This is a genomic window from Anaerovibrio lipolyticus DSM 3074 (assembly GCF_900141865.1).
Taxonomy (GTDB): Bacteria; Bacillota; Negativicutes; order Selenomonadales; family Selenomonadaceae; genus Anaerovibrio; species Anaerovibrio lipolyticus.
This window is the reverse complement of sequence record NZ_FQYW01000014.1, coordinates 65353-92214: the sequence shown is the minus strand read 5'-3', so window position 1 is coordinate 92214 and position 26862 is coordinate 65353. Positions and strand designations below refer to the sequence as shown.

Below are 26862 nucleotides of genomic sequence, written 5' to 3'. Positions count from 1 at the left end.
CCATATCCATCGCGGGCGCAAGAGATTTGAAGGGAGCTGCTCCTAGTACGAGAGGACCGGAGTGGACGAACCAACGGTGTACCAGTTATGACGCCAGTTGTACAGCTGGGTAGCTGCGTTCGGAAGGGATAAACGCTGAAAGCATCTAAGCGTGAAACCCGCCTTGAGATGAGATCTCTCACAGAGCAATCTGGTAAGACTCCTTATAGACGATGAGGTAGATAGGCTGGAAGTGGAAGCGTGGTGACATGTGAAGCGGACCAGTACTAATAAGTCGAGGGCTTAACTTAAAAAGCACTTACTAAGATGGTTCTTGTTTCTGTTTAGTTTTGGAGGCACATTTAAAAATGTCTTCAAAAAAATTGTATATCCGGTGATGATGGCTATGTGGTCCCACCTGTTCCCATTCCGAACACAGTAGTTAAGCACATAAACGCCGAAAGTACTTGGCTGGAGACGGCCTGGGAGGATAGGAAGTTGCCGGTTACAATATGGCGGTCGTGGTGAAGTGGTTAACACACTGGATTGTGGCTCCAGCATGCGTGGGTTCGATCCCCACCGATCGCCCCATATTACAGGGGTATAGCTCAATTGGTAGAGCAACGGTCTCCAAAACCGTAGGTTGTGAGTTCGATTCTTACTGCCCCTGCCATTTTTGTTTTTAATATGATTTGGAGCAGTACTCAAGAGGCTGAAGAGGACGGTTTGCTAAATCGTTAGGGTCGCAAGGCTGCGGAGGTTCGAATCCTCTCTGCTCCGCCATTGGATATTTGAACTTTTAGAGAAATCTGAAAGTTCTTTTTTTATGTATTTTTATGCATAAAATATAGATTTTTATAGTTTTTTATTACTGCTTAGGGTATAATATATTTGTTTTTTTCTTTATTATTTTTTAGGAGGATGAAAAATGAGTGAAACTCTCGAGAAGCTGTTTCATCTGAAGGAAAATGGTACTACCGTCCGCACCGAGATGGTTGCTGGTCTTACCACCTTTATGACAATGGCTTACATCTTGGCAGTTAACCCTGGTATTCTTTCCACAACTGGTATGGATGCTGGTGCTGTATTTGTTGCTACAGCTATTGGTTCTGCCATCGGTACTATCTTTATGGCAGTATTTGCCAACTATCCTTTTGCACTGGCACCTGGTATGGGCCTGAATGCCTTCTTTGCATTTACTGTATGTGGTGCAATGGGCTATTCCTGGCAGGTGGCTTTGGCCGCAGTATTTATTGAAGGTGTTATTTTCCTTATATTGTCCCTTACTAAGGTGAGAGAGGCAATTTTCAACTGTGTGCCAACCTCACTTAAAATGGGTGTTACTGCCGGTATCGGCCTTTTCATTGCTTTTATCGGTATGCAGAGTGCTAAGTTGGTGGTTGATAGCCCAACACTGGTTTCTATTTTCCCATTTAAGTCTTCTCTGGCAGATGGTACCTTCTATACCACTGGTATGGGTGCTGTGCTTGCTTTAATCGGTATTTTGGTTATTGCTGTTCTCATTCATAAGAAGGTTCCTGGTGATATCCTTTGGGGTATTCTCTTTACTTGGATTCTTGGTATGATTTGTGAGGTTACTGGGCTTTATATTCCTAACCCAGAGCTGGGCATGTTCTCTACTATTCCTGATTTTTCCAAGGGAATCAGTATTCCAGATCTCTCCCCAACTCTTATGCAGGTTGATTTCTCCGGTATCTGGAGCTTTAACTTCCTTACTGTTATTTTGGCCTTCATGTTTGTAGACCTTTTTGATACTCTTGGAACTCTCATTGGTGTTGCTTCCAAGGCTGATATGCTGGATGAGCAGGGCCGCCTTCCAAATATTAAGGGCGCTCTTCTTGCAGATTCTCTCGCCACCTCTATTGGTGCTGTGCTGGGTACTTCCACTGTATCCACCTATGTAGAGAGCTCTGCTGGTGTAAGTGCTGGTGGTCGTACTGGTCTTACTGCATGGACTGTGGCGGGTCTCTTTGTTCTGAGCTTGTTCCTGGCACCATTGTTCCTCACAATCCCTGCATTTGCTACTGCACCTGCTCTGATTGTAGTAGGCTTCCTTATGGTAAGCTCCCTTACCAAGATTGATTTCACTGATCTTACTGAGGCATTCCCTGCTTACATTGCTACTGTAACCATGGTATTTATGTACTCCATCTCTGAGGGTATTGCTATGGGCTTCATTTCTTACGTTGTAATCAATGTGTTGTCTGGCGATTTCAGAAAGAAATCCATTAGCCCAGTAATGTATATTTTGGCTGTTATCTTCATATTAAAATACATTTACGTTTGATGATGGCTTTTTGCCTTTAATGGCTGCATTATAAAATTATGAAATAGCATGGAAATTTTAGTGATTTCCGTGCTATTTTTTTGTTGACTAAGTATGGGCTTTATGATAGTATATTTAAACGTAAGCGCAATAGGTATGCGCTTTCCCAAACCGCACAGTGAGGTTTTTGTAAACAGCTTAGGCTGTACCGTAATTGGCGAGTAAATTATAGGGAGGTGTAAATGAATGTACGCAATTATCAAGACTGGTGGCAAGCAGTATAAGGTTGCTGAAGGCGATGTTATCACTGTTGAGAAGATTGAGGCTGCTGAGGGCGAGGCTGTTACCTTTGATCAGGTTCTGACTGTTGTAAAGGATAACGAGGTTGTTGTTGGCAAGCCAGTTGTTGAAGGTGCGAAGGTTACTGCTAAGGTAGAAGCTCAGGGCAAGGATAAGAAGATCCTGGTATTCAAGTACAAGGCTAAGTCCAACTACCGCAAGCGTCAGGGCCATCGTCAGCCATTCACTAAGGTTGTTATCGAGAAGATCGAGGCTTAATCGTAAGCAATGACTTTTAGTTCTGTTAGTCGTTGTATGGTATTTATTGTTGTTGGTATTTCCTATGAGACGTGACAGACAGAAGGTGGACGGTGGTATCGAAATTACCGTTTACCGAAATAAAGAGGACAGAATTTTCGGTTACACCGTTGCTGGCCATCATGGTCAGCGGGGGAGTAGCATTGTGTGTGCCGGCGTTTCCGTATTGGCACAGACTACGTTAAAGGGCTTGGGTGAGCACCTCATGCGGCTTCATAATCTTTCCAGGAGCAATCCGGATAGCTTATCTGCTTATCTTAAGTATAAGGTTGCGCCAGGTGACTTACAGGTAAGGCTTACTACTGACCTCGATGATATAACTGATGCACTATTAGAGACAATGCTTATTGGACTTTATGACATCTACGATGAACGAATCCGAGAGAATGATCTCGACGGGGTGCACATTTTTGAGATTCAACAGGATCAGGAGGTGTAATGTTAATGTTCACTTTTGATTTACAGCTTTTCGCACATAAGAAAGGTGTGTCCAGCACCCGTAACGGCCGTGACTCTGAGGCAAAGCGCCTTGGTGTTAAGGAGCAGGCTGGCACCGTTGTAACTGCAGGCAGCATTCTGGTTCGTCAGCGTGGAACTCATTTCCACCCAGGTACCAATGTTGGTATTGGTAAGGACGATACCCTGTTCGCTAAGATTGATGGCCGTGTAGCTTTCGAGCGCAAGGGTCGTTATAACCGTCAGGTTAGCGTTTATGCAGTTGACGAAGCTGCTATGTAATTAGTAGAAAATACCTGCGTCTTCACATAGGCGCAGGTATATTTTATTATTTGCTTATTTGATTGATTAAATTGAGTAATGTATAAAAAGCTGGCATTGGTATACAATACCAGCTTTTTATACATCACTTTGGGTCACTTTTATTAAGGAGAGGCTTATGCAGTTTATAGATAGAACTACCATAAAGGTTACTGCCGGCAACGGCGGTAACGGCAAGTCAGCTTTTCGGCGTGAGAAATTCGTTGCCAAGGGCGGTCCATCCGGCGGTGATGGTGGCCGTGGTGCTGATATTGTCTTTGTTGTTGATAATAATATGAATACTCTGCTGGATTTCCGTTATCACAGAAAATTCCAGGGCAAGAACGGTGAGAATGGCGATATTAAAAATCAGTATGGTCATAACGCACCCCCTTGTATTGTTAAAGTTCCTCAGGGAACTTTGGTCAAGGATGCTGATACTGGAGAAATTTTGGCAGATCTTACTGAAATTGGGCAGGAGGCTGTTATTGCCAAGGGTGGCCGTGGCGGCCGTGGCAATGCCAAGTTTGCCAATAGTGCCAATCGTGCCCCTACATTTGCAGAGCTGGGTGAGCCTGGTGAAAGCCGCAATCTTATTTTGGAGCTGAAGCTGCTGGCTGACGTGGGGCTGGTAGGCTATCCAAGCGTGGGTAAATCCAGTCTGGTGGCTGCTGTTTCTGCAGCCCGTCCAGAGATTGCCGAGTATCATTTTACCACCATTACCCCTGTACTGGGTGTGGTAAGCGTTGGTGATATTGATGATGAGCGTACCTTTGTAATGGCTGATATTCCGGGGTTTATTGACGGTGCCTCTGAGGGCGTTGGCCTTGGCCACGATTTCCTTCGCCATGTGGAGCGTACCAAGGTTATTGTTCATATCGTGGATGCCTCTGGTGTGGAAGGCCGTGATCCAGTTGAGGATTATTACAAGATTAATAAAGAGCTGAAGATTTATAGCGAAAAAATTGCCCGTCGTCCACAGATTTTGGCGGCCAATAAGATGGATTTGCCAGGAGCTCAGGAAAACTTTGAGCGCCTTAAGGAATTGGCGGAGAAAGAGGGCATTGAAATATTCCCTATTTCTGCAGCTACCCGTCAGGGAACAAAGGAGCTTATTCAGCGTGTGGCCCAGGTTCTTGACGAATACGTTGAGGAGCCGGATGTGGAAGAGGGCGTTAAGGTATATGATGCCAAGGAAGAGGATCCTGATAAGGTTACCATTACCCGTAATGATGCAGGTGATTTCATTGTAAGCTCCAAGTCACTTGATAAGCTGGTGGCTATGACTAATTTCGGCAATGACGAGGCCATCAGACGCTTCCAGTATATCTGGCGAATAAAGGGCATTGATAAGAAGCTCATTGAGCGTGGTATCAAGGAAGGTAATACTGTAAGAATCGGCGAAATGGAATTCGAGTATCGGGATTAAGGAGATAACTATATATGATAAAGAATACATTAACCGGCAAGCAGAAAAGATTTCTGCGTTCCATGGGAATGACCATGGATCCAGTTGTTATGATTGGCAAAGAAGGGGTAAGTCCTACAGTGGTTCAGTCCGCAGCAGAGGCTATCAAGAAGCGTGAGCTGGTGAAGGTGCGTGTACTTCAGAACTGCATGGATGATCCTGAATCTGCAATCACTATGCTGGCAGAGCGTACCAATTCTGACCTTGTTCAGATTATTGGTCATAACGGACTTTTGTTTAAGCGTAATTTTGATTCCCCTAAGATTGAGCTGCCAAAATAATTTGACTGCCAAAATGAAGTGAGGTTTGGGTTATGGAGACTCGTGAGCATATAAAAAGCGCCAGCCGTATTGTTGTAAAGGTGGGGACAAGCACTCTCCTTTATGATAACGGCAAGCTTAACCTTTATAGAATAGAGCAGCTGGTCCGTGAGCTGGCAGATCTTTCCAGTCAGGGCAAGGATGTTATTCTGGTTTCCTCTGGTGCCATTGGTGCTGGTGTGGTTCGTATGGGCCTGAGTGAACGGCCCTCCGGGGTAAAGGAAAAGCAGGCATTGGCTGCCGTTGGACAGGGAATGCTCATGCATATTTATGACAAGCTCTTTGCTGAATATGGGCAAGTAGCCGGTCAGGTGCTTTTGACCCGTGATAACTATGTGCAGCACAAGCAGTACAATAACTCACGCAATACACTTCTCACTATGCTTAAAATGGGCGTGGTGCCTATTATAAATGAAAATGATGCGGTGGCAGTGGATGAGGTTAAGATTGGTGATAACGACAATCTTTCAGCCATGGTGGCAGCCCTGGTGGATGCAGATTTGCTGATTATCCTGTCCGATATTGACGGGGTATATACGGGAAATCCTTCCAAGGATCCATCGGCTACCCTTATTCATGAGATAAAGGAAATTACTCCCCATATTGAGCAGATTGCCGGGGGAGCGGGGTCTGCCCTGGGAACCGGTGGCATGTCCACCAAGATTGAGGCGGCCAAGATTGCCACGGCTTCAGGTGTTACCATGTGTATTGCCTCCGGCAGCGAAAAGGGCATAATACGTCGGATTATTGATGGTGAGAATGTGGGAACAGTATTTCCGCCAAAGGAAGCTCATTTAAAAGCACGAAAGGGATGGCTGGCCTTTGGAAAGCGTATCAGTGGTGATCTGGTAGTGGATGCAGGCTGTGTAAAGGCCTTAAAATCAGGCTCCAGCTTGCTGGCAGCAGGTATTAAGCAGTCTGAGGGCGAATATACCATTGGTGATACAGTGCGGGTATTGACCGAGGACTACCAGGAAATTGCCCGTGGAGTCATTAATTTTGACAGAAATGATCTGGAGAAAATTAAGGGACTAAAAACTGATGAGTTTAAGGTTCTTCTACCGGATAATGACCATGATGAGGTTATTCATCGGGATAATATGGTTCTTATGATTTAAGGTTTACCGCCAAGCAGCAGGGAGGTAATGGCAGTGGATTTGCAGAAAATTATGGTTTCCAAGGCAGAGGCGGCAGTGAAGGCTGCTGATGCCATGACTTTGGTTTCGACGGATACAAAAAACGAGGCATTATTGGCCATGGCGGATATGCTGGAGAAACATGACGATGTTATTATTGAAGCCAATAAAAAGGATATGGCTTTGGCAGAGGAAAAGGGCGTAAAGAAATCATATCTGGATAGATTGCTTCTTACCCATGAACGTATTGGGGGTATGGCAGATGGCCTTCGGCAGGCAGCTGCTTTGCCTGATCCTGTAGGAGAAGGGGATTATTCCACCATTCGTCCTAATGGCTTGGAAATTCGCCGTGTGCGGGTTCCGCTGGGAGTAGTGGGTATGATTTATGAAGCCCGACCAAATGTTACCTCCGATGCAGCAGGCCTTTGTATTAAATCCGGCAATGCTGTTATTCTTCGTGGTGGTTCTGAGGCCATTAATTCCAATATTGCCATTATTGAGCTTTTGCAGAAGGCTGCTTATGGTGCCGGTATTCCGGAGGGAGCTATCCAGTTTGTGGATGTTGTGGATCGTGAAGCTGTAAATATTATGCTGAAGCTCAACAATTATTTGGATGTTATTATCCCAAGAGGCGGTGCGGGGCTGATTAAGACTGTGGTGGAAAATAGTACCGTGCCCGTTATTGAAACTGGTACTGGAGTATGTCATACTTATGTAGATGAGAGTGCTGATTTGGATATGGCCCTTAAGATTGCAGTGAATGCCAAGACCTCCAGACCTTCAGTATGTAATGCCATGGAAACCCTTTTGGTGCATAGGAATGTAGCAGAAAGGTTTTTGCCTATGCTGTCAAGGGCTATGAAGGAGAAGAATACTGAGCTCCGGGGCTGCAAGGCATCCTTGGATATTGTTCCAGATATGGTTCCAGCCACTGAGGAGGACTGGAGCACTGAGTATGGTGATCTGATTCTCTCCGTGAAGGTGGTGGCAGATGTTAACGAGGCTATTGAGCATATAAATAAGTACAACACAGGTCATTCTGAAACCATCGTAACTGAGAATTTGACTAATTCACGGCTTTTCCAGCGTCGTGTAAATGCTTCTTCCGTTTATGTCAATGCCTCCACCAGATTCACTGATGGCTGTGAGTTCGGTTTTGGCGCTGAGATCGGTATCAGTACCCAGAAGCTCCATGCCCGTGGTCCTATGGGCTTGGTGGCACTGACCAGTACCAAGTATCTTATTAATGGAGATGGACAAATCCGTTGATTCGATTAATTAAAGGATATTTAAAAACAATTGGGCAGTATTACGATACAAAAAAGGGCAGACATGATATACTTGATTATGCCCGAGGAATTGCTATAATAATTTTTGTTTGTGTTGTAGCGGTTTTTCTATTAAGTTTATTGTAGGAGCGTATTATGGGTAAAAAGAAGCGTTTGGGCATCATGGGAGGTACCTTTGATCCTATTCATGTGGGGCATCTCATGACTGCTGAGGCAGTTCGCGATGAGTATAATCTGGATAAGGTTATCTTTATACCGGCTGCTGTGCCACCGCATAAGCAGCAGCAGAGTGTTACCATGGCCAAGCACAGATATGTAATGACGGTGCTGGCGACTTGCTCCAACCCTAATTTTGAGGTATCTGACATAGAGATGAACCGTCCGGGACCATCCTATACCATTGATACCATATCCCAACTTATAACCCAGTATGGCAAGGGGACAGAGTTCTTTTTTATAACTGGTGCGGATGCCATTCAGGAAATTCATACTTGGGACCGCATAGATGAGCTGTTGGAGTTGTGCCATTTTATTGGCGCATCCCGTCAGGGCTGTCTTCCGGATGTAAATCAGATTAAAGAGTCCTTTGGGGAGCTTGGCAAAAGGAAGATTCATCGGCTGGAAACTCCGGAGCTGGAAATATCTTCCACGGATATCAGAAATCGCATAAAAAAAGGCTATTCCATTAAATATATTGTGCCATCAAGTGTGGAGCAATATATTTATAAGGAAGGCCTATATAAAGATTAAAGACCATAAAATGGGATATCGTTTTGCGGTGTCCTTTTTGTGGTGTTAGCAGGTATAGATTTGATATGACTTATGATGAGATGAAGGACAAGCTGCAAAGCAGATTAAAGACTACCAGATTTATTCATTCTGTAGGTGTGGCTGAATCGGCAGTTTATCTGGCAGAGCGGTTTGGTGTAGATATTGAAAAGGCGAGAATTGCTGGCCTTCTTCATGACTGTGCCCGTCAGTATCCCAATGAACAGATGATAAGTGAAGCAGATAAGCGCCATATATCCTATGGAGAGGTGGAAAAAAGCATGCCTCTATTATTGCATGGCTACATTGGGGCTGAGCTTATTCGGGAAGAATACGGTGTGGAGGATGAGGAGATAGCCCAGGCTATCTATCGCCATACTGTTGGTGGAGCAGCAATGACAGATCTGGATAAGATTATATATTTTGCAGATATGATTGAGCCGGCCAGGGACTATCCGGCAGTGGAGCACTTGCGGGAGCTTTCCAAAACTGTTAGCCTTGATGAAATGGTTTTGGCAGGCTTATCCCAATCCATAGAATTTGTATTGAACAAAAATCACCTGATACATCCTGATACCGTTATTGCCAGAAATGAGATTCTTTTAAAACTCAAGAAATGAGCATAAAATATGAGCAAAAAGCCATATAGTGAGACAAGAGAAAGAATTAAACAAAAACAAGCCCAGAAGCGCCGTAAGCGTAATGTTAAAATAGTAAGAATTTTTATGGCTACCCTTATAGTTATGGTAGTTCTTACTGGGGTGGGCTGGTTATCCATGCAGATATACCATTGGGGAAGCCAGAGAATGGCTGTTTACATGGAAATATATGATGGCTACAAGCAAAGGAAAGATTTGCGGGCAGCCAGCTTTGATCCCCGCTTTGATGGATATACCAATATTCTGGTGTTGGGCCTTGATCCTGGTAAGGAGGATAGTGGTCAGTCGGCGGACGCCGTTATTATTATGAGCTTTAAGCATAATACGGGAGAAGTTAGATTTATCACCATTCCAAGATACACCATGGTGAATATTCAAGGGCGCAATGCTCCTGAGCCACTCAATAATGCCTATTATTATGGGGGAATTCCCCTTATGGAGCAGACGGTGTCCAAAAATCTGGGGATAACCCTTCACCATTATGTCGCTATTGATACCGAGGCTTTGGCTGAGGTTGTGGATGTAATGGGCGGCATTGATATTTACGTTGATAATGACCTTAATTATGATGATCCAGAGGGTGATTTATACATCCACATTCCAAAGGGCATACAGCACATGGAAGGGGATATGGCTCAAAAGTATCTGCGATTTGCCAGTGATGATCTGGGTGCCTATGGACGCAGCATGCGTCAGCAAAAATTTTTGAAGGCTTTCTGTAGCAAGCTCATGGAGCCGGACAGCCTTTCGAAGATTCCGGAGCTGGTGAAAATATGTGATAAGCGCATAAAATCCAGTATAGAGGCCTTCGATTCAGGTCATTTTGCCAGCTTGTTGACAAATATGCAGGGTACAAAACCTGTTGTGACAATTTTGCCAGGGGAGCTACAGCATGATGGCAGCTGGATTTATAATCCGGAGAAAACCACTGAATTAATAGATGAACTGTTTCCTCAGGAGGAATCCGGAGGAGACGATTAACCAATACAAGGAGGAATTGATTTGTACAAAACTTCATTAGAATTAGCCAATGCTATCGCAAAGGCCGCCGATGATAAGAAAGCCCGTGATGTGGTACTGATGAACATGACCGAGCTTAGTCCGGCCACCGATTATTTTGTAGTTTGTTCAGCTAATAGTACCACCCAGGTAAAGGCTATTTCTGATAATATTGAAGAACAGCTACACGAGGCAGGTCATGATATGCTGCATCGTGAAGGCTATAGGGAGGCTGAGTGGGTGCTTTTGGATTATGGTGACTGTGTGGCCCACATATTCCTTCAGGAAAGCCGTGAGTATTATTCTCTGGAAAGCCTTTGGGGCGATGCAGAGCTGACAGTATATGAGGAATAGTATGGAAAGGGAAAAACCACGTAAGAAATACGGACCTAGTACCGTTGTGACCCTTAAGGCAGTCCGTGAGTCAGAAATGGGCGTGTTCCTGGATGCGGAGACTGGCAATACCAATGATGATATTTTGCTTCATAAAACTCAGCAAACATCAGAGGTAAAGGTAGGGGATGAAGTAAAGGTATTTTTGTATCTTGACCCTAAACGTCGTCTTACTGCCAGTATGCGGGTTCCAAAAATGCGGGAGGGACAGATTGCCAGATTGAAGGTAATCAATGTGTCCAAGGATGGTGCCTTCCTTGACGTGGGGGCTGAACGTGGTATATTTATGCCTTTTGCTGGTATGCGCGGCAACCTTCAGGTTGGTGAAGTGGTATGGGCAAAGCTGTATACTGATAAATCAGGACGTTTGGCTGTGACCATGAAGGTAGAAGACGAAATACGCCGGGCCTCTGTAAAGGCAGATAAAAGTGTGCATAAGGGGCAGGAAATATCCGGTTCCATATATAATATTACCGATAGTGGCATATTTATGCTGACCAAGGAGCGTTATATTGCCTTTATTCCTCATCAGGAGGCCCCTTACCGTCCGCGGGTCGGTGAGGAAATTACGGCCAGGGTTATCTATATCCGTCAGGATGGCAGATTAAATGCTTCTCTCAGGGAGGCAAAGGAAAAGGCAATGAATTCAGATTCTGATAAGCTGCTGATGTTTCTACAGAATCATGAGGGGAAAATGCCATATTCTGATGAGAGCTCGCCGGAGCTTATTAAGGGAAAATTTCATATAAGCAAGGCTGCATTTAAGAGAGCACTGGGTAGATTGATGAAGGATGGGCTGGTAGAAGAACGGGACGGCTGGACTTTTTTGAAATAAAAAAGTTTTTCTGTATCTTTAGCAGGAATTAGTTTATGAATAACGAATATTACAGTATATAGTAATTTTGTGTATTGCAGTAACTATTATTTAGGTTTGTATAGTGAATGTTTCCCACGTGTTTTGTGGGAAAATAGATATTATGGGGGCGATTGAATGGCAACTGAAGAGAAGAAGGGTATTCTTTTAGAGACCGGTACTAATGAGTTTGAGATTGTTGAGTTTAATATTGGTGAGGTTAACTATGGTATTAACGTAGCAAAGGTTCGCGAGGTTATTACCCGCACTCCTGTTACGGAGATGCCTCAGGCCCATCCTTATGTAGATGGTCTGTTTACCTTGCGTGGTAAGGCTATTCCATTGGTTAATTTGCCAAGATGTCTTAATGTCCAGACTCCTGATGAGCCAAAGAATATAATTGTTACCGAAATTAACAATTATAATATCGGCTTCCTGGTAGACAGTGTATCCCGTATTCACCGTATTTCCTGGAAGAACATGGAGCCATCTCCTGAGGTTGGCGATCAGTCCCGTGTAGTTGGTATCATCAAGATGGAAGGCAAGATTATTCTCCTGTTGGACTTCGAGACAATTATTGCCGAGATTAATCCTGAAATTAATCAGAAGCTCACCACCTTTGAAGATGCTACAGTGGATGTTAAGGCAAAGAGAAACAATGTACATGTTGTATGTGCAGAGGATTCTCCATTGCTTCGTGAACTGTTGGTATCCACTCTCCATGAGTCCGGCTATAGATATGTTCGTGACTTTAATAATGGTGCTGATGCCTGGAAGTATCTGTCTGATGGTATTGACAAGGATGCTCCTATTGAGGATCAGGTTCGTGTTATTATTTCCGATATTGAGATGCCACAGATGGATGGTCATCGCCTCCTGAAGCTGGTTCGTGAAGATCAGAGATATGCCAATATTCCGTTTATCCTGTTCTCCTCCCTCATTAGTGAGGAAATGCGCCGCAAGGGTGAACAGCTTGGTGCAAATGGACAGATTAGTAAGCCGGAGATTAATCAGCTGATTGGTCTCATTGATGAGCTTGTGTTCAACTACAAGAAACCAGAAGAATAACATTAAAGCAAAGACTCCCGCCTTGGGCGGGAGTTATTTTTATTTTATATTGACAAATTAAACAGAAGATTTTAAACTAAAAGTGTCGTTAAACTAAGGAAATCGTAGGGGAGCGCCTTCGATTTTTTTGACAGACAGATGTATAGCGAGGGAGCCCGTGTTTCGGGTTGAGAGGAAGCTAGTGAGCTTCGACCGCCTGCCTCGGCAGATTTTGTGCTGTATAGCTGTCTATTTATGTTTATAAATAAGCACTTCACTGACTGCAGCCGAAATCCCGGGGAATTTAGCTAAAGGAGTGAAGTTTTTTTATGTCAAATCACCAGAAAATTTTAAGGATGGTCTTTATGGCCATGATGATCGGTTTAGGAGTTGTTATTTCTCCTATATTGCGTGTTGAGGGCATGTGTCCTATGGCTCATCTCATTAATATTGTGTGTGCCGTTATGCTGGGACCGGTAGAAGCCTTTACCTGTGCATTTATTATAGGTATTATTAGAATGGTTGTAATGGGGATACCGCCTTTGGCCTTAACTGGTGCCATCTTTGGAGCAACCTTATCCGGACTGTTATATAGAATGACTAAGGGGAAGCTTATAGGTGCTGTTCTGGGTGAAGTTATTGGAACTGGAATTATAGGTGCCATTGTATCCTACCCTGTAATGGCATTTTTAGTTGGTCGCACAGGACTGACCTGGATGTTCTATGTGCCATCATTCATTATGGGTACCCTTATAGGAGGCTCTATTGCCTTTATTTTCCTTACTGCCCTGAAGAAGAACAACACCTTGACTGAAATTCAAAAGAAGCTGGGAGCGAGAACCTATGATAAATCACAAGATTTCCCAAGAGATACTGGAAGTGAGCCACTTTATCAGGAAAACCAGTCCTCTGATTCATTGTATCACCAATCCAATATCCATTAATGATTGTGCAAATATGATATTGGCTCTTGGAGGTCGGCCAATGATGGCTGAGCATCCGGAGGAGGTGGATGAAATCACCTCTGTGGCCAATGCCCTATGCTTAAATTTAGGCTCAATAACAAGGGACAGATTGCTGGCCATGGGGATATCAGCAGCTGCTGCCAGAGATCATGGCGTTCCGATAATAATTGATTTAGTTGGTGCCGCTTGCAGTACATTACGGAAAAACTTTCTGCAGGATTTTATCAATAAATATAAGCCAGCTGTGTTGAAGGGCAATATTACGGAGATTCTTTCCACCTGTGGTATAGAATGCCGTAGCTCCGGGGTGGAAGCCAATAAGGAGCAGCTTATAGATGAACAGAATGTAGACGAGTATGCAAAATTTTTAGGCCAGTGGGCCAAAGAGCATTCCGCGGTACTTCTGGTAAGTGGTCCTATAGATTTTATTACAGATGGGGAGAATTCCTATATGGTGCACAATGGTGTTCCTATGCTGGGAAATATTACTGGAACAGGATGTATGCTAAATGCCATGGTAGCTGCCCTGCTTCCAAGTGGTAACCCCTTGATGGCTGCCTTGCTTGGAACCATAACCTTGGGGATTGCCGGGGAAAAGGCAGAACAGGTAAGTGATGGCCCTGGCACCTTCCATATGAAGCTCTTTGATGAAGTGTATAACTTGAAAGACGGTGATATAATCACCAAGGGAAAAATCATAAAACTTTAAAAAAGTAGTTGAAATGGTACTCCAAAATATTGTATTATATTCGGGCATAAGCTATTTTATTCACAGATATTCTGTGGATAAAAGGTGAGGCGTTTTCTGCGGCTTCTTATCAGGTTGACAAGAAAATGCTTGACTTCCTATGGAAACTTGAGTAAAATAGTTCAAGTGAGGCTTTGTAGAGCCGCTTCCATTAGCCCCGGAGGCCGACTACACTTCACAACCCAAATTAGAAAAATAAAAATTAAAATTTATGGGAGGGATATATCGCATGAAGACAACGTTTATGGCAAATGCTCAGAACGTAGAGCGTAAATGGTATGTTGTAGACGCTGAAGGTCAGACTGTAGGTAGATTAGCTGCTGAAGTTGCAAAAGTTCTTCGCGGTAAACATAAACCAACCTTCACTCCACATGTTGATTGTGGTGATTTCGTTATCGTTATCAATGCAGAGAAGGTTGTATTCACTGGTAAGAAGTTAACTGATAAGATTTATTTCCGTCATTCCGGTTACACTGGTGGAACTACTTTCACCCCAGCTGGTCAGATGATGGAGAAGTTCCCAACTCGCGTTGTTGAGAAGGCTATCCGTGGTATGCTTCCACACAACCGTCTTGGTGAGCAGATGTATAGAAAGCTGAATGTATATGCTGGTTCCGAGCATCCTCATGCTGCACAGCAGCCAGAAGAGCTCAAGCTGAACATTCGCTAATACTTGGAAGGAGGAACATTTAAAATGGCATTAGCTAGCTACTACGGCACAGGCCGCAGAAATTCTTCCATTGCAAGAGTTCGTCTTGTTCCAGGTGAAGGCAAGGTGACCATCAATGGTCGCGCAATGGATGAGTATTTTGGTCTCAAGACTCTTGAGCTGATCGTAAGACAGCCTTTGGAGCTGACTGAGACTGTTGATAAGTATGATGTAATCGCTGATGTAAAGGGCGGCGGTGCTTCCGGTCAGGCAGGCGCTATCCGTCACGGCATCACCCGTGCACTCATGGTTCTCGATGGCGATCTTCGTCCAGCACTGAAGAAGGCTGGTTTCGTAACTCGTGACCCTAGAGAGAAAGAGCGTCGTAAGTACGGTCTCAAGAAGGCCCGTAAGGCGTCCCAGTTCTCCAAGAGATAATTTCATATTATCGCATATTACCCTGCAGAGAAATCTGCAGGGTTTTTCTTTTATTGTGCTGGTAGAATATCTATGCCTGTCTGCTTATGTAGATGGGCTTTTTTTATGCTTAATTTTTAGGAGTTGATTGAATTTGAGAAGGATTTTGGGATGTTTGATGCAGATGGTGGGCACGTTGATTGGTGTTAGCTTTCTAACCTTTTGCCTGATTGAGGAAACATAATAAATTCCATATGAAATTTGGACTGCTTCGGCAGTCCTTTTTTGGTGAAAATACTTTTGTACTTTTGATTAAGATATTTATTACAAATTTTCAAAAATATATTTAAATATTCTGAATTTTGTGCCATAATTAACTTGTACCTGTAAAATACAAAGAGCAGGTGGAGAAGTAATCGGGAAAGAGAGGGAGAGTATATGGTTACTTTTTTATGTGCGCTGGCTGCGCTGATTTTGGGATATGTCATTTACGGCAAGATAGTGGACAATATTTTTGGTCCCACTGATAATCCCACTCCGGCCATAGTTCATAATGATGGCGTGGATTATATCCCGTTGCCAACTTGGAAGGTATTCATGATTCAGCTGTTAAATATTGCTGGCCTTGGACCAATATTTGGTGCCTTGGGTGGTGCTCTTTGGGGACCGTCCGTGTACTTTTGGATAGTATTAGGTACTATCTTTGCAGGTGGTGTTCATGATTATCTGTCAGGAATGATCTCCTTACGTGAGGATGGCAAGAGCATTTCCGAGGTAGTAGGACATCACATGGGAGGCACAATGCTGTTCATTATGCGTGTGTTCTCTGTAGTGCTTCTGGTATTAGTTGGTACTGTATTTATGACAGGCCCGGCAGGCCTTCTGGCAAAGCTCACCGGCGTTGCGGTGACCATTGTTTTGCCATGTGTACTGCTTTACTATTTCCTGGCTACCTTGTTGCCAATTGATACTTTGATTGCACGTTTCTATCCACTGTTTGGTGCCTGCCTTATTATTATGGCACTGGGCATTATGGCTGGAATGCTCATGGGGGTTGGCGGTCATACCATGCCGGAAATGCAGCTGGCAAATCTGCATCCACAGGGTGATGCAATGCCTATTTGGCCATTGATGTTCATTACAGTGGCTTGCGGAGCTATTTCCGGTTTCCATTCTACCCAGTCACCAATTATGTCCCGCTGTCTTACCACTGAGCGCCTTGGCCGTCCTGTATTCTACGGAGCCATGGTATCTGAGGGTATTATTGCCTTGATTTGGGCAGCAGCTGGTGTAACCTTCTATGACAGCACTGGTGGTCTGGCCGCAGCTATGAAGGCTGGCGGTGCCGGAACCGTTGTATATGATATCTGCGTTGGCTTTATGGGTGGTGATGGCAGCATGACCGGCTATATTGGTGCAACTTTGGCTATGCTGGGTGTAATTGCATGTCCTATTACCTCCGGTGATACCGCATTCCGCAGCGCCCGTCTTACCCTGGCTGATTGGTTTGGTGTTTCCCAGTCCAAGGCTGTAAAGCGTCTGCTCTTTGCAGTACCACTTTTGGCAGTGGGCGGTATCCTGTCCCAGATGAACTTTGATATTATCTGGAGATATTTCTCCTGGACTAACCAGACTTTGGCCATGATTGTTCTGTGGACTGGTGCTACTTACTTGTATAGAACCAAGAAGGGCAGCAAGGCTTGGCTCATGGCTGCTGTTCCAGCCACATTTATGTCAGCCGTAACCTGTACTTATATCCTTCAGGCCAAGGAAGGTTTGCAGCTGGGTACTGAAATAAGCTATCCTGTTGGTATAGCCTTTGCGGTTGTATGTGTCATTCTGTTTACTACAAAGGTTCTTCGGTCCAATGACTAACTGCTGAATAGTAAATGATGAAAAACAATAAAGGAGCCAGCGTATATGATATGCTGACTCTTTTTTGTATGCTCCTTCATGGAAAAATTTTATCAAATGATGTATAATATTACAGGTTGTTTTTGCGGTTACGCGAAAACTTCCTTTAGTTTTGTACAATGCAATGGAGGTTTTACACAATGACTAAAATTAATATATTCTCCGGCTTTTTAGGTGCCGGCAAGACTACCTTGATTCAGAAGCTCATTAATGAGGGCTTTAACGATAAGATTTGCCTTATTGAAAATGAGTTCGGTGAGATTGCTATCGATGGCGGCTTCATGAAGGAAGCAGGCGTTCAGGTCAAGGAAATCAACTCTGGCTGTATCTGCTGTTCCTTGGTAGGTGACTTTGAGGAGTCCTTAAAGCAGGTTATGGAAACATATAATCCTGACCGGATTATCATTGAGCCATCTGGTGTAGGCAAGCTGTCTGATGTAAAGATTGCTGTTTCCAAGGTCTGCAATGATGACGTGGTAATTGAAGGCAGTATTGCAGTGGTACATGCCAAGAAGTGCAAGATGTATGCCAGAAACTACGGTGAGTTCTTCATTGACCAGATTGCCCATGCTGATTGCATTGTTCTCAGCCGCAGCCAGGATGTAAATGAGAAGAAGCTTCAGGAGACCATTGATATTATCCGTGAGCATAATCCAAAGGCTCCTATTGTAACAACTCCTTGGGATAAAATTTCCGGTGAGCAGATTTTGGATGCCCTTCATCACAGCGAATTACTGAATGTGGATGAGGTGGCTGAGGAGCATCATCATCACCACCATCACGACCACGAGTGTGATGATCCTGAATGTGGGTGTCATGATCACGAGCATCATCATGACCATGAATGTGATGACCCTAATTGTGGCTGTCACGACCATGACCATGAGCACCATCATCATGATCACGATCATCACCATCATCACCATGCAGATGATGTATTTGGCAGCTGGGGGCAGGAAACCACCAAGAAATTCACCATCGATGAGCTTAAGGATATTTTGGCAGAGCTGGTTAATGCTGACGAGTATGGTGTTATCCTCAGGGCAAAGGGCATTGTTATGTCCGCCAACGATGGGGAGTGGCTCCATTTCAACTATGTACCGGGAGAGAGCAGCGTAGTAACCGGTGCGGCTGATTATACCGGCCGTTTCTGCGTTATTGGCAGCAAGCTGCAGGAAGGCAGCTTGAAGGAGCTTTTCCTTGGTGAGTAATATATCTTAATTGGGAGATAAATAATGAGCAAAGAAAAACCAAATGTTCCTGTGTATTACTTTATGGGGCTGTTGGAAAGTGGCAAAACCAGTGTAATCAAGGATTTTTTACAGAATAATCAGTTCGCCAAAGCCGAGTGCAACCTAATTATCTTAGGCGAGGAGGGCGAGGAAGAAATTGACGAGGAGCTTCTGCAGGAGAGCCATTCCAAGATTATTGTGGTAGAGGATGTGGAGGAGCTTTCCACCGAGTTTTATCAGGAGCTTCAGAAAAAATACAATCCCTCCAGCGTCTTAATTGAGGCCAATGGTATGTGGAATGCGGGAGATTATATGAACATTCCCCTTCCGGAGGAATGGTTTGATTTCCAGAATATCGGCATGGTTAATGCAGAGACCTTCGAGGTTTACCAGAAGAATATGAAGGATCGCTTTGTGGATTTGTTCCGTTATTGCGAGCTGATTATATTCAACCGTTGTGACCACGAAACCCGTCAGCAGGACATTCGCCGTAATGTCCGGGTGGTAAATCGCCGTGCACAGGTTATTTTTGAATCTGATCTGGAGGATTTTGTGGAGGAGGAGCCAGAGCTGCCATTTTCCATTGACAAGGATGAGATTGAACTGGAGCTGGATGACTATGGCGCTTGGTTTGTAGATATGCAGGACCACCCTGATCACTATGACAAGAAGCGTATCATTTTTGACGGCTATCTCTGTTCTGCCCAAAAGGATGGGGTCATTCATTATGGTGTAGGTCGTGTAGGTATGGCCTGCTGTGCCGATGACATGATGTTTTTGGGAATATCCGGTACCGGTGCGCCCTTCAAACAGCTTAATCATAGAAAGAATGAGCGTAAGTGGGGCAAGGTAACCGGAGTTATACATGTGAAGTATGACAGCAATGGTGAGATTGACAACCTTAAGATGAAGGTGGAGGCCTTCACTGAGGAAAAGAAGCCTGAAGACACTATTGTGTACTTTAATTAAGCTGTAGAGGTTATACTTATGAAGCCTGATATTTTGAAAAAAATACAGCAGGAAACTGCTGATTGGGCGTATCTTGATGAGCTGCCTAAGGAAATGTATGACCTGGTCTATACTAAACGCTATGAGGAGGTAGGGGATACCTTTGAGCTCTTTTCCTATGTAAATGAGGAGAAGCATCTGGGCCTTGTGGCGTATTATCATCAGGAAACAAAGGAATATAAACTGAAAATTCGACGGGGGCTTACAGAGTTTTGTCTGATGCAGTTTATTACCGCTTCCTTCAGTGAATTTGAGCAGCATCTGAAAAATTACCTGGAGTCCGCTGTTCATGATCTGGCTATATATAATCCTGATTCCATAAGCTATGTGACCAAGGCTCTTAATATTACTGAATGGGACTATAAGGATATTTTGCCGGAGGAGCTGGAGGGCTATAAGCTGTTTATTAATCCTACTCAAATGGTTCGGGTACTAAATGGCTCCTATATAGTATTTGATTATTCGGATTTTGATATTGAGAGCAACTTCATCATTTATTATAATGAATTCCGCAGTGAATTCTTTGGTGAGGCCCGTATCAGAAATATTCCGGAAATGAATTACACCTTTGACTCCAAAAATCTGGAGGAGCTGGAGGAAAAGCTGAGGGCTCACATGGTGGATCGCTTGCGGGAAATCCGTCAACGAGCAACAAAATAAATCTATTATTATTTATAAACAACATTAATGCTTGATAAAGCGATTTCTTGGTAGTGCTGTCTCCCTGGGAATCGCTTTTTTATATATTTTAATTTGTTGAAAAGAAGGACAAAAATGGTGCTTTGTCGAAGTATATTGAAGATAGGTATACCTTTGTGAGATTTATATGAGGTGATACTTCATGATAAATATGTTAAATAAAAAATTCATAAGGCTGTTTGCCGCTGTAATTAGCTTTTTTTACCTTTTTTTTATTGGTCTTCCATTGACAGCTTATTCCGCCGGGAATATGCATACAAAGGTAGTGAAGGTAGGCTGGTACGATAGCTATGGATTCCAGGAAACGGATAGTGACGGGGTAAGAAGTGGCTATTGCTATGAATACCTTTTCAGAGTGGCTAATTATACCAACTGGGACTATGAATTTGTCGATGGCGACTGGCCGGAGCTTATTGAAAAGCTGCAAAATGGCGAAATAGACCTGATGGCTGGTGTATCTGTTACCGAAGAACGCAAAAAGTCTATGCTGTTTCCAGACTATCCTATGGGTACAGATAATTATTGGGTTTTTCAGCATGACAGTAGCCAAACCATGAACGCCTATGATTTTTCCACTATGAATGGTAAAAAAATAGGTGGTATCAAGAATAATCGAATGACTTATTTTTTGGAGCTGTGGGCGGCGAGGAATCATGTCGATTTAGATATTATTTATTATGATGGCTTTAATGAAAGGGATAAGGATTTTGCAGCCGGTCTTATTGATGGCGTGGTAGCAACAGATAATAATATTAAGGTTGATGCCGGTTATGCACCTGTGGTTAAGGTGGGACAGGAACCGTTCTATTTGGCTGTCAATAAAAATAAACCGGATTTGCTGTATGAGTTGAATTATGCTTTGACTGATATTGACAGGGCTGATCCATTCTTTATAAAGAAATTGCAGCTTAATAATTATGGAGCTACCCTGATTAATAGTACCCTTTCCGATGAGGAGAGCAAGTGGCTCAGTAATCATAAGCTATGGCGGGTGGGTTATTTTAAGGACTATATGCCATTTTGTGGGCAGGAAAGAGATGGTTCCCCGACCGGTGTAATCACAGACGTATTTAATATGATATTGAAAAATCTCAATATTGAAGATAAGGTAACCATAGAGTATGTGGCGTACGATTCTTTAGGGGATATGATGCAGGGCTTTGCCCGCAATGAGATTGATATGTCCTTCCCTGCCTTTGGAGATGTGCGTTACAGCGAGGATAATCAATATAGCTATACATCAGAAATCATGAGCGTTCCTATGAATGTGGCGTACAGAGGGGAATATTCGGATAAAACCTTCGCCAAGATTGGCTTGTACCATAATCCAATAAAAAAGGTCTTGAAGCCATATAAGGATAGTGAGATTAAGCATTATGACAGTGTGGAACAGTGTTTTGATGCCATACTGTCCGGGGATGCTACCTGTACGATTATGTCCTCATTGTTCATGCAGGACCGGCTGAATGATTACAAGTATCACAATATAAAAACAATGCCTTTAGGCACCAGTCTGTCCTACTGTATCTGTGTGCCAAGAAATCATTCGGAGCTGTTTTCAATACTTAACAGAGGAATTGCTTTGATTGATAAAGCTGTGGTTTCTGATTATGTATTTAAGTATATACAGTCCAATACCAAGTATACATTTGAGGATTTTATAAGGGACAATAGTGTTATATTCATATTTAGCGGTGGCTTGATGTTCATTCTGGTTTTGTGTGGCTTGTACGCATACCTTACTGGACTGAAGCGGGCCAAGGCAGAAGTGGATATACAGCTTAAACGCAATGAGGAGCTGGTAAAGGCTGAGAAAAAACAGCACCGTGATTTGAAAAGGGCTTTGGAAAAGGCAGAAAGGGCCAGCAAGGCTAAATCAGAATTCCTTTCCCGCATGTCCCACGATATACGAACACCTTTAAATGGTATCATAGGCCTTATGGAAATTGATGAACGCCACCCTGAGGATGTGGAGCTGTTAAATGCCAACAGAGTCAAGGCCAAGGTGGCGGCTAACCATTTGTTGAGCCTTATTAACGATGTCCTTGATATGAGCAAACTGGAAAGTGACAATGTTGAATTGGCTGAGGATCCATTCAATATTGAAGAGCTTATGTCAGAAGTAATCGCTATTTGCAGTATCAGAGCACGGGAAAATGGAATATCCATCAAGTATAATGACAACGGCGGTATGAAATATCCTGATGTCATCGGAAGTCCGTTGCATTTCAAGCAGATAATGATGAATTTAATAAACAATGCCATTAAGTATAATAAACCTAATGGCAGCATTAATATTTCTGCCCAGCTTGGATTTGAGGATGAGGATACGGTAACCTATGATATTTTCGTGGAGGATACCGGCATCGGCATAAGCGAAGAATTTTTGCGTCATATTTTTGAGCCATTTACACAGGAAAAGGACGATGCCCGCAGCCGTTATCAGGGTACTGGTATGGGTATGGCCATTGTTAAGGCTTTGGTTGATAAAATGCAGGGAAAGATTGTGGTGGACAGTCTGGTGGGACATGGTACTACTTTTGGAGTTACCCTGCCATTTAGGATTAATCATAATGTTTTGGAGGAACCTCAGGAAACGGTGAAATCAGATAATTCCATTGAGGGGATGCGGATTCTGGTGGTGGAAGACAACGAGCTGAATATGGAAATTATCACCATGATATTGGAGGATGCAGGCGTCATATTGACGAAAGCAGGAAATGGTCGGGAGGCCTATGATATTTTCATGGAGAAGCCATCGGGTACCTTTGATGCAATCTTGATGGATATTATGATGCCTGAGTGGAACGGATATGAAGCTACTGTGCAGATAAGAAAGGCTGATAAGTCAGACGCCCAGAGTATACCGATTATTGCAATGACAGCAAATACATTTGCGGATGATATTCAAAAATCAAAGGAGTCGGGTATGAATGCTCACATAGGCAAGCCTATAAATGTAGAGGTGTTAATGTCCACCTTGGAGAAGTTTAGAAACAATTAACTGTAATATATTTTGTTTACGTGCTAAAATAATGGCAGTTGTATGTTTTGAGGAGTGATATCTCATTTTTGCTGTTATTGTAAACACTGTTGCCATTATCATTGGTGTCCTTATCGGATTGGTTCTGAGAAAGGGGATTCCTCAGCGGATTTCTGATGCCATAATGGAAGCCCTTGGTCTATGTACTGTGGTTATAGGCATTCAGGGGACCATTGTGGAAAAAAACATATTATTGTTGATTGTGGCGGTTGTAATAGGTGTATTTATAGGAAAATTATGTGACCTTGATGGCCGGATAAATAGGGCAGCTGCCCGCATTACGGCCCATTTTGCTGGTGCCGGTGAAGCGGCTAGGATGGCCAATGCCTTTGTTACATCCTGCCTGATTATGAATGTAGGGGCCATGGTTATTGTGGGCTCCCTAAATGCCGGGCTGCGGGCTGATTTTGCCATGCTGTACACCAAGTCATTGCTGGATTTTGTATCGGGGATTATGTTTACTGCTACCATGGGAATAGGTGTTATGGGCTCAGCGGTCTTTACCTTTTTCTTTCAGGGCGGTATTGTATTGTTGGCGGAATATATTTCTCCCTTTCTGTCAGATGAGCTTATTGCTGAAATATCATCCACTGGTTGTCTGCTGATTTTGGCTATCGGCCTAAATATGCTTAATTTAACAAAAATAAAGGTGCTGGATTATTTGCCGTCCCTGCTGGTGGCACCTGTACTTTATTGGATTTTTGCTGGTTTTTAAAAGTTGCGTGTAAATTCCCATCGTGATAAAATGATATAGCTATTTTGGTGCTGCTGTGAAATACAGCAGCTTCTTTTTTGAGGTGAAAATATGGTAGTTATTGAAAAGGCTATTCTTCATATTTTAGATGTAAATGAATCCAATGAGGTTTTTTCAGACGACTTGTTGGAAATGAATGAGGCTACAGCGGAATTTCTCATTAAGCATGTGGAAAAGACCATTTCCAGCCAGGACGCCAAGAAGGGCAGCTTCTATGGCAACAGCGAATTTAAGGTTATGCTTGATGGCTATATTGGCGGGGAAATGGAATTTATAGATTTTTCCCGTCAGGTGGCAGGGGCTCTTTATAAGGTACTGACAACAGCAGAGGCCGTTTCATCTACGGATTTGCTTATATGTGATGCCCGCATTGATGAAACAAGATATTTGGTTATCTTTAAATGCAACAATCATCAGGGCTATGTACATCAGATTAATGTGGATGAAAATGGCAAGGTATCCACTGAATTGGTTAATAATTATGCTATTCTTCCTGGCCTTACCCAGAAAATTGACGAATTCGTTTTTATTAACTGTGAGACCATGGAAATTCTTTCCAAGTCGCGAAAATATAATGTGGATGGCAATAGCATATATCTTATTCCCGAATTGTTTCTGGAATGTGCCCAGACCCCGTCTCCCGCTGAGACTATAAAGGAAATTAACAAGGCAGTGAAGAAGGTCACTGAAGCCTATTGCCAGGATGAGGTAGCAGCAGTTACTGCCGTAAAGAACTTCATTGCTGAAAATATGGAAAAGGACGCTGTCCTGGACCCTGTGGCTGTTGGCCGTGAGGTGTTCCAGGATAATCCTTCCATGGCGGCGGACTACAATCACGCCATTGAAACAGCCGGTTTTTCGGAGCCTGTGGAGGTAAATCAGGAGGCTACCCTGAAAAAGATGAAAAAGCATAAGCTCAGCACTGATACAGGGATTGAGATTACTATTCCTACTGATTATTTTGAAAATACAGATTTTGTGGAATTTTTCAAGGAGGAGGACGGTTCCATGTCCATTACCCTGAAAAATATTCAAAACATCATTAACAGATGACTTTAAGGTGATTTATGGTTGTAAATGGTAAGCTGGACAACATAAAATCAGGGGTTATCCAGGAGCTGGAGACCCTTTATGAATTGGAAATTCCCCAGGGGCAGATTATTACCCGGGAGGCAGCGGAAAAAATGCTGGAGCTTACGGGGATTTTGGGCCGTGAGGTGGCTGTGTACATTAACCGCAAGGGAACTGTAGTGCAGGTTTCCGTTGGTGATGATGCCACTGTGGAGTTGCCGGATATTAAGCAGAGGAGTGCCATCCGCTTATCTGGTATTCGCTGTGTTCATACCCATCCCAGTGCTGATACAAGACTTTCGGCCCCAGATTTGTCCTCCCTTAGGAGTATGCGATTTGACTGCATGGTGGCCATTGGTCTCAAAAAGAATAATAAAATATATGGCAGTCTGGCCTTCCTTAATGGTGAATTGACCGAGGATGGGGGCTATGTGGTAAGTGGTACCAAGGAGCTGCCATTGAAGGAGCTGAACAATATCGATTTGGTTCAGCTGATTGTGCTTGTCAATAATGCACTGGGAAAGAATCGTCTCAAGGATACAGAGGAACAGACGGAAAAGGCCATTTTGGCTGGTGTAGCCTTTAGCTCCCGCAGAGATGACTGGCGGGTGGAGGACTCTCTGGCGGAGCTTCGTGGCCTGGTGGAAACTGCCGGGGCAGAAATAGTGGGTGAGGTTATCCAAAACAAGGATAAGCCGAATAATGCCTATTTTCTGGGAAAGGGCAAGGTGGAGGAAATCGCCATGCTGGCCCAGAATGTGGAGGCGGACCTGCTGGTAATCGATGACGAAATATCTCCGTCTCAGCAGAGAAATCTGGAGCTTAGTACAGGCCTTCGGGTGGTGGACAGGACAGCTCTTATATTGGATATTTTTGCCCAGCGGGCCCGTTCAAGTGCCGGTAAATTACAGGTCGAGCTGGCACAGCTGAAGTACAATCTGCCCCGTTTGGGCGGACAGGGCCTTGTTATGTCCAGACTGGGCGGCGGTATAGGTACCCGTGGTCCAGGTGAAACAAAACTGGAAATGGACCGCCGGCGCATTCATGGTCGAATCCACGATTTGGAGGAACAGCTCAAAAAACTGAAAAATCAGCGCAAGCTGCACCGTAATCAGCGCAAGCAGTCAAGACTGGCTTCTGCGGCATTGGTGGGCTATACTAATGCCGGCAAGTCTACTATTCTTAATGCTTTGTCGGATTCTGATGTTTTGGCAGAGGATAAGCTCTTTGCCACCCTTGATCCAACTACTCGTCTGGTAGATCTGGATGAAAAGCTTCAGATTCTTCTTACGGATACTGTAGGCTTTATTCAGAAATTACCTCATACCTTGGTAAGCGCTTTTCAAGCAACTCTTGAGGAAACCACAGAGGCAGATTTGCTGGTCCACGTGGTAGACGCCAGCGACCCTAATTACGAGCTGCAAATAAAGGCCGTTATTAAGGTACTGGATGAAATTGGGGCAAAGGAAAAGCCTGCCATTTTCGTGTTTAACAAGGCTGACAGGCTAATGGAAAAGGGTGGCACTGATTTTGATGCCCAGCGGATGCTGCAGGGCCGTGAAGGTGTGGTTATTTCTGCCAAAAAATCCGAGGACTTGCAAAAGCTGAGGGAAAAGCTGGCCTCCTTCTTTAATCAGGGGAAGGTAATTATAAAATTGTGCATTCCATATACTGAAGGAAATGTAATCACCCGTCTCCATGAAGATGGAAATGTTCTTAAAACAGATTATGATGAAAAGGGTACGGTACTGGAGGTTGAGCTTCCTGTAACCGATGCTGAAACATATAAGCAATATGAAATTTAATTTAGG

26 protein-coding genes, 3 tRNA genes and 2 rRNA genes are annotated in these 26862 nt (G+C 43.8%); all 31 read left to right on the top strand.

Annotated elements, in window-relative coordinates:
- Nucleotides 1–290 (top strand): 23S ribosomal RNA (locus tag B6K08_RS08985); the annotation flags it as partial.
- 79 nt (nucleotides 291–369) lie between these two features.
- Nucleotides 370–486 (top strand): 5S ribosomal RNA (gene rrf, locus B6K08_RS08980).
- A gap of 8 nt (nucleotides 487–494) precedes the next feature.
- Nucleotides 495–570, top strand: a tRNA-His gene (locus tag B6K08_RS08975).
- 6 nt (nucleotides 571–576) lie between these two features.
- Nucleotides 577–652, top strand: a tRNA-Trp gene (locus B6K08_RS08970).
- A 21-nt stretch (nucleotides 653–673) separates the two neighbouring features.
- Nucleotides 674–762: transfer RNA gene (locus tag B6K08_RS08965), tRNA-Ser, on the top strand.
- A 145-nt stretch (nucleotides 763–907) separates the two neighbouring features.
- Complete coding sequence (locus B6K08_RS08960; RefSeq protein WP_039206627.1) at nucleotides 908–2287, top strand: NCS2 family permease; 1380 nt, start codon at nucleotides 908–910, stop codon at nucleotides 2285–2287.
- Nucleotides 2288–2512: 225 nt separating this feature from the next.
- Complete coding sequence (rplU, locus tag B6K08_RS08955; RefSeq protein WP_027396237.1) at nucleotides 2513–2824, top strand: 50S ribosomal protein L21; 312 nt, start codon at nucleotides 2513–2515, stop codon at nucleotides 2822–2824.
- 64 nt (nucleotides 2825–2888) lie between these two features.
- Nucleotides 2889–3302, top strand: a complete 414-nt coding sequence (locus B6K08_RS08950; RefSeq protein WP_051555310.1) for a ribosomal-processing cysteine protease Prp — start codon at nucleotides 2889–2891, stop codon at nucleotides 3300–3302.
- Between the two features lie 5 nt (nucleotides 3303–3307).
- Complete coding sequence (gene rpmA / locus B6K08_RS08945) at nucleotides 3308–3601, top strand: 50S ribosomal protein L27 (RefSeq protein ID WP_027396236.1); 294 nt, start codon at nucleotides 3308–3310, stop codon at nucleotides 3599–3601.
- Nucleotides 3602–3758: 157 nt separating this feature from the next.
- Nucleotides 3759–5048 carry a GTPase ObgE gene (gene obgE / locus B6K08_RS08940; RefSeq protein WP_080325954.1) on the top strand — a complete coding sequence of 430 codons (1290 nt, stop codon included), beginning with the start codon at nucleotides 3759–3761 and terminating at the stop codon, nucleotides 5046–5048.
- 14 nt (nucleotides 5049–5062) lie between these two features.
- The gene (yhbY, locus tag B6K08_RS08935) at nucleotides 5063–5368 is read left to right on the top strand and encodes a ribosome assembly RNA-binding protein YhbY (protein ID WP_027396234.1); all 306 of its coding nucleotides are present in this window, start codon (nucleotides 5063–5065) and stop codon (nucleotides 5366–5368) included.
- Nucleotides 5369–5400: 32 nt separating this feature from the next.
- Nucleotides 5401–6525: a glutamate 5-kinase gene (gene proB / locus B6K08_RS08930; RefSeq protein WP_039206622.1), complete on the top strand. Its 1125-nt coding sequence runs from the start codon at nucleotides 5401–5403 to the stop codon at nucleotides 6523–6525.
- A gap of 33 nt (nucleotides 6526–6558) precedes the next feature.
- Nucleotides 6559–7812: a glutamate-5-semialdehyde dehydrogenase gene (locus tag B6K08_RS08925; RefSeq protein WP_080325958.1), complete on the top strand. Its 1254-nt coding sequence runs from the start codon at nucleotides 6559–6561 to the stop codon at nucleotides 7810–7812.
- Between the two features lie 155 nt (nucleotides 7813–7967).
- A complete protein-coding gene (nadD, locus tag B6K08_RS08920; protein WP_039206617.1) occupies nucleotides 7968–8582 on the top strand; it encodes a nicotinate-nucleotide adenylyltransferase in 615 nt (204 codons plus the stop codon).
- A 65-nt stretch (nucleotides 8583–8647) separates the two neighbouring features.
- Nucleotides 8648–9220, top strand: a complete 573-nt coding sequence (gene yqeK, locus B6K08_RS08915) for a bis(5'-nucleosyl)-tetraphosphatase (symmetrical) YqeK (protein WP_039206614.1) — start codon at nucleotides 8648–8650, stop codon at nucleotides 9218–9220.
- 9 nt (nucleotides 9221–9229) lie between these two features.
- A complete protein-coding gene (locus tag B6K08_RS08910; RefSeq protein ID WP_052211888.1) occupies nucleotides 9230–10240 on the top strand; it encodes an LCP family protein in 1011 nt (336 codons plus the stop codon).
- A gap of 21 nt (nucleotides 10241–10261) precedes the next feature.
- Nucleotides 10262–10612, top strand: a complete 351-nt coding sequence (gene rsfS, locus B6K08_RS08905) for a ribosome silencing factor (RefSeq protein ID WP_039206612.1) — start codon at nucleotides 10262–10264, stop codon at nucleotides 10610–10612.
- 1 nt (nucleotide 10613) lies between these two features.
- Complete coding sequence (locus B6K08_RS08900) at nucleotides 10614–11486, top strand: CvfB family protein (RefSeq protein ID WP_143254884.1); 873 nt, start codon at nucleotides 10614–10616, stop codon at nucleotides 11484–11486.
- 156 nt (nucleotides 11487–11642) lie between these two features.
- Entirely contained in the window at nucleotides 11643–12572 is a 930-nt protein-coding gene (locus B6K08_RS08895) for a chemotaxis protein (protein WP_039206609.1), read from the top strand.
- Between the two features lie 344 nt (nucleotides 12573–12916).
- Nucleotides 12917–13495: an energy coupling factor transporter S component ThiW gene (thiW, locus tag B6K08_RS08890; RefSeq protein WP_234985330.1), complete on the top strand. Its 579-nt coding sequence runs from the start codon at nucleotides 12917–12919 to the stop codon at nucleotides 13493–13495.
- Nucleotides 13395–14225, top strand: a complete 831-nt coding sequence (thiM, locus tag B6K08_RS08885; RefSeq protein WP_039206608.1) for a hydroxyethylthiazole kinase — start codon at nucleotides 13395–13397, stop codon at nucleotides 14223–14225. Before thiW ends, thiM begins: the two co-directional genes overlap by 101 nt.
- A gap of 268 nt (nucleotides 14226–14493) precedes the next feature.
- Entirely contained in the window at nucleotides 14494–14934 is a 441-nt protein-coding gene (gene rplM, locus B6K08_RS08880; RefSeq protein WP_027396225.1) for a 50S ribosomal protein L13, read from the top strand.
- Between the two features lie 24 nt (nucleotides 14935–14958).
- Nucleotides 14959–15351: a 30S ribosomal protein S9 gene (gene rpsI, locus B6K08_RS08875; RefSeq protein ID WP_080325953.1), complete on the top strand. Its 393-nt coding sequence runs from the start codon at nucleotides 14959–14961 to the stop codon at nucleotides 15349–15351.
- A 417-nt stretch (nucleotides 15352–15768) separates the two neighbouring features.
- On the top strand, nucleotides 15769–17205 hold the full coding sequence (locus tag B6K08_RS08870; RefSeq protein ID WP_039206607.1) for a carbon starvation CstA family protein: 1437 nt from the start codon (nucleotides 15769–15771) through the stop codon (nucleotides 17203–17205).
- A 179-nt stretch (nucleotides 17206–17384) separates the two neighbouring features.
- Nucleotides 17385–18455 (top strand): CobW family GTP-binding protein, encoded by a 1071-nt coding sequence (locus B6K08_RS08865; RefSeq protein WP_039206605.1) that lies wholly within the window; start codon nucleotides 17385–17387, stop codon nucleotides 18453–18455.
- Between the two features lie 24 nt (nucleotides 18456–18479).
- Nucleotides 18480–19445: a TIGR03943 family putative permease subunit gene (locus B6K08_RS08860; RefSeq protein WP_052211880.1), complete on the top strand. Its 966-nt coding sequence runs from the start codon at nucleotides 18480–18482 to the stop codon at nucleotides 19443–19445.
- An 18-nt stretch (nucleotides 19446–19463) separates the two neighbouring features.
- Entirely contained in the window at nucleotides 19464–20144 is a 681-nt protein-coding gene (locus tag B6K08_RS08855; protein WP_039206603.1) for a hypothetical protein, read from the top strand.
- Nucleotides 20145–20433: 289 nt separating this feature from the next.
- Nucleotides 20434–23187, top strand: a complete 2754-nt coding sequence (locus B6K08_RS08850) for an ATP-binding protein (protein ID WP_159446748.1) — start codon at nucleotides 20434–20436, stop codon at nucleotides 23185–23187.
- A gap of 64 nt (nucleotides 23188–23251) precedes the next feature.
- A complete protein-coding gene (locus B6K08_RS08845) occupies nucleotides 23252–23941 on the top strand; it encodes a DUF554 domain-containing protein (protein ID WP_080325951.1) in 690 nt (229 codons plus the stop codon).
- Between the two features lie 90 nt (nucleotides 23942–24031).
- Nucleotides 24032–25033, top strand: a complete 1002-nt coding sequence (locus tag B6K08_RS08840; protein WP_027396212.1) for a nucleoid-associated protein — start codon at nucleotides 24032–24034, stop codon at nucleotides 25031–25033.
- Nucleotides 25034–25047: 14 nt separating this feature from the next.
- Complete coding sequence (gene hflX, locus B6K08_RS08835) at nucleotides 25048–26856, top strand: GTPase HflX (RefSeq protein WP_080325950.1); 1809 nt, start codon at nucleotides 25048–25050, stop codon at nucleotides 26854–26856.
- Nucleotides 26857–26862: the final 6 nt, after the last annotated feature.

Excerpts from the sequence above, each read along its gene's own strand:
- B6K08_RS08950 (WP_051555310.1), top strand. The coding sequence starts at position 2,889 with ATGAGACGTGACAGACAGAAGGTGGACGGTGGTATCGAAATTACCGTT.
- thiM (WP_039206608.1), top strand. The coding sequence starts at position 13,395 with ATGATAAATCACAAGATTTCCCAAGAGATACTGGAAGTGAGCCACTTT.
- nadD (WP_039206617.1), top strand. The coding sequence starts at position 7,968 with ATGGGTAAAAAGAAGCGTTTGGGCATCATGGGAGGTACCTTTGATCCT.
- B6K08_RS08865 (WP_039206605.1), top strand. The coding sequence starts at position 17,385 with ATGACTAAAATTAATATATTCTCCGGCTTTTTAGGTGCCGGCAAGACT.
- B6K08_RS08870 (WP_039206607.1), top strand. The coding sequence starts at position 15,769 with ATGGTTACTTTTTTATGTGCGCTGGCTGCGCTGATTTTGGGATATGTC.
- B6K08_RS08855 (WP_039206603.1), top strand. The coding sequence starts at position 19,464 with ATGAAGCCTGATATTTTGAAAAAAATACAGCAGGAAACTGCTGATTGG.
- B6K08_RS08895 (WP_039206609.1), top strand. The coding sequence starts at position 11,643 with ATGGCAACTGAAGAGAAGAAGGGTATTCTTTTAGAGACCGGTACTAAT.
- thiW (WP_234985330.1), top strand. The coding sequence starts at position 12,917 with ATGGCCATGATGATCGGTTTAGGAGTTGTTATTTCTCCTATATTGCGT.
- hflX (WP_080325950.1), top strand. The coding sequence starts at position 25,048 with ATGGTTGTAAATGGTAAGCTGGACAACATAAAATCAGGGGTTATCCAG.
- B6K08_RS08900 (WP_143254884.1), top strand. The coding sequence starts at position 10,614 with ATGGAAAGGGAAAAACCACGTAAGAAATACGGACCTAGTACCGTTGTG.
- B6K08_RS08840 (WP_027396212.1), top strand. The coding sequence starts at position 24,032 with ATGGTAGTTATTGAAAAGGCTATTCTTCATATTTTAGATGTAAATGAA.
- rpmA (WP_027396236.1), top strand. The coding sequence starts at position 3,308 with ATGTTCACTTTTGATTTACAGCTTTTCGCACATAAGAAAGGTGTGTCC.
- rplU (WP_027396237.1), top strand. The coding sequence starts at position 2,513 with ATGTACGCAATTATCAAGACTGGTGGCAAGCAGTATAAGGTTGCTGAA.
- B6K08_RS08960 (WP_039206627.1), top strand. The coding sequence starts at position 908 with ATGAGTGAAACTCTCGAGAAGCTGTTTCATCTGAAGGAAAATGGTACT.
- yhbY (WP_027396234.1), top strand. The coding sequence starts at position 5,063 with ATGATAAAGAATACATTAACCGGCAAGCAGAAAAGATTTCTGCGTTCC.
- yqeK (WP_039206614.1), top strand. The coding sequence starts at position 8,648 with ATGACTTATGATGAGATGAAGGACAAGCTGCAAAGCAGATTAAAGACT.
- obgE (WP_080325954.1), top strand. The coding sequence starts at position 3,759 with ATGCAGTTTATAGATAGAACTACCATAAAGGTTACTGCCGGCAACGGC.
- B6K08_RS08910 (WP_052211888.1), top strand. The coding sequence starts at position 9,230 with ATGAGCAAAAAGCCATATAGTGAGACAAGAGAAAGAATTAAACAAAAA.
- rplM (WP_027396225.1), top strand. The coding sequence starts at position 14,494 with ATGAAGACAACGTTTATGGCAAATGCTCAGAACGTAGAGCGTAAATGG.
- B6K08_RS08850 (WP_159446748.1), top strand. The coding sequence starts at position 20,434 with ATGCATACAAAGGTAGTGAAGGTAGGCTGGTACGATAGCTATGGATTC.
- rpsI (WP_080325953.1), top strand. The coding sequence starts at position 14,959 with ATGGCATTAGCTAGCTACTACGGCACAGGCCGCAGAAATTCTTCCATT.
- B6K08_RS08860 (WP_052211880.1), top strand. The coding sequence starts at position 18,480 with ATGAGCAAAGAAAAACCAAATGTTCCTGTGTATTACTTTATGGGGCTG.
- proB (WP_039206622.1), top strand. The coding sequence starts at position 5,401 with ATGGAGACTCGTGAGCATATAAAAAGCGCCAGCCGTATTGTTGTAAAG.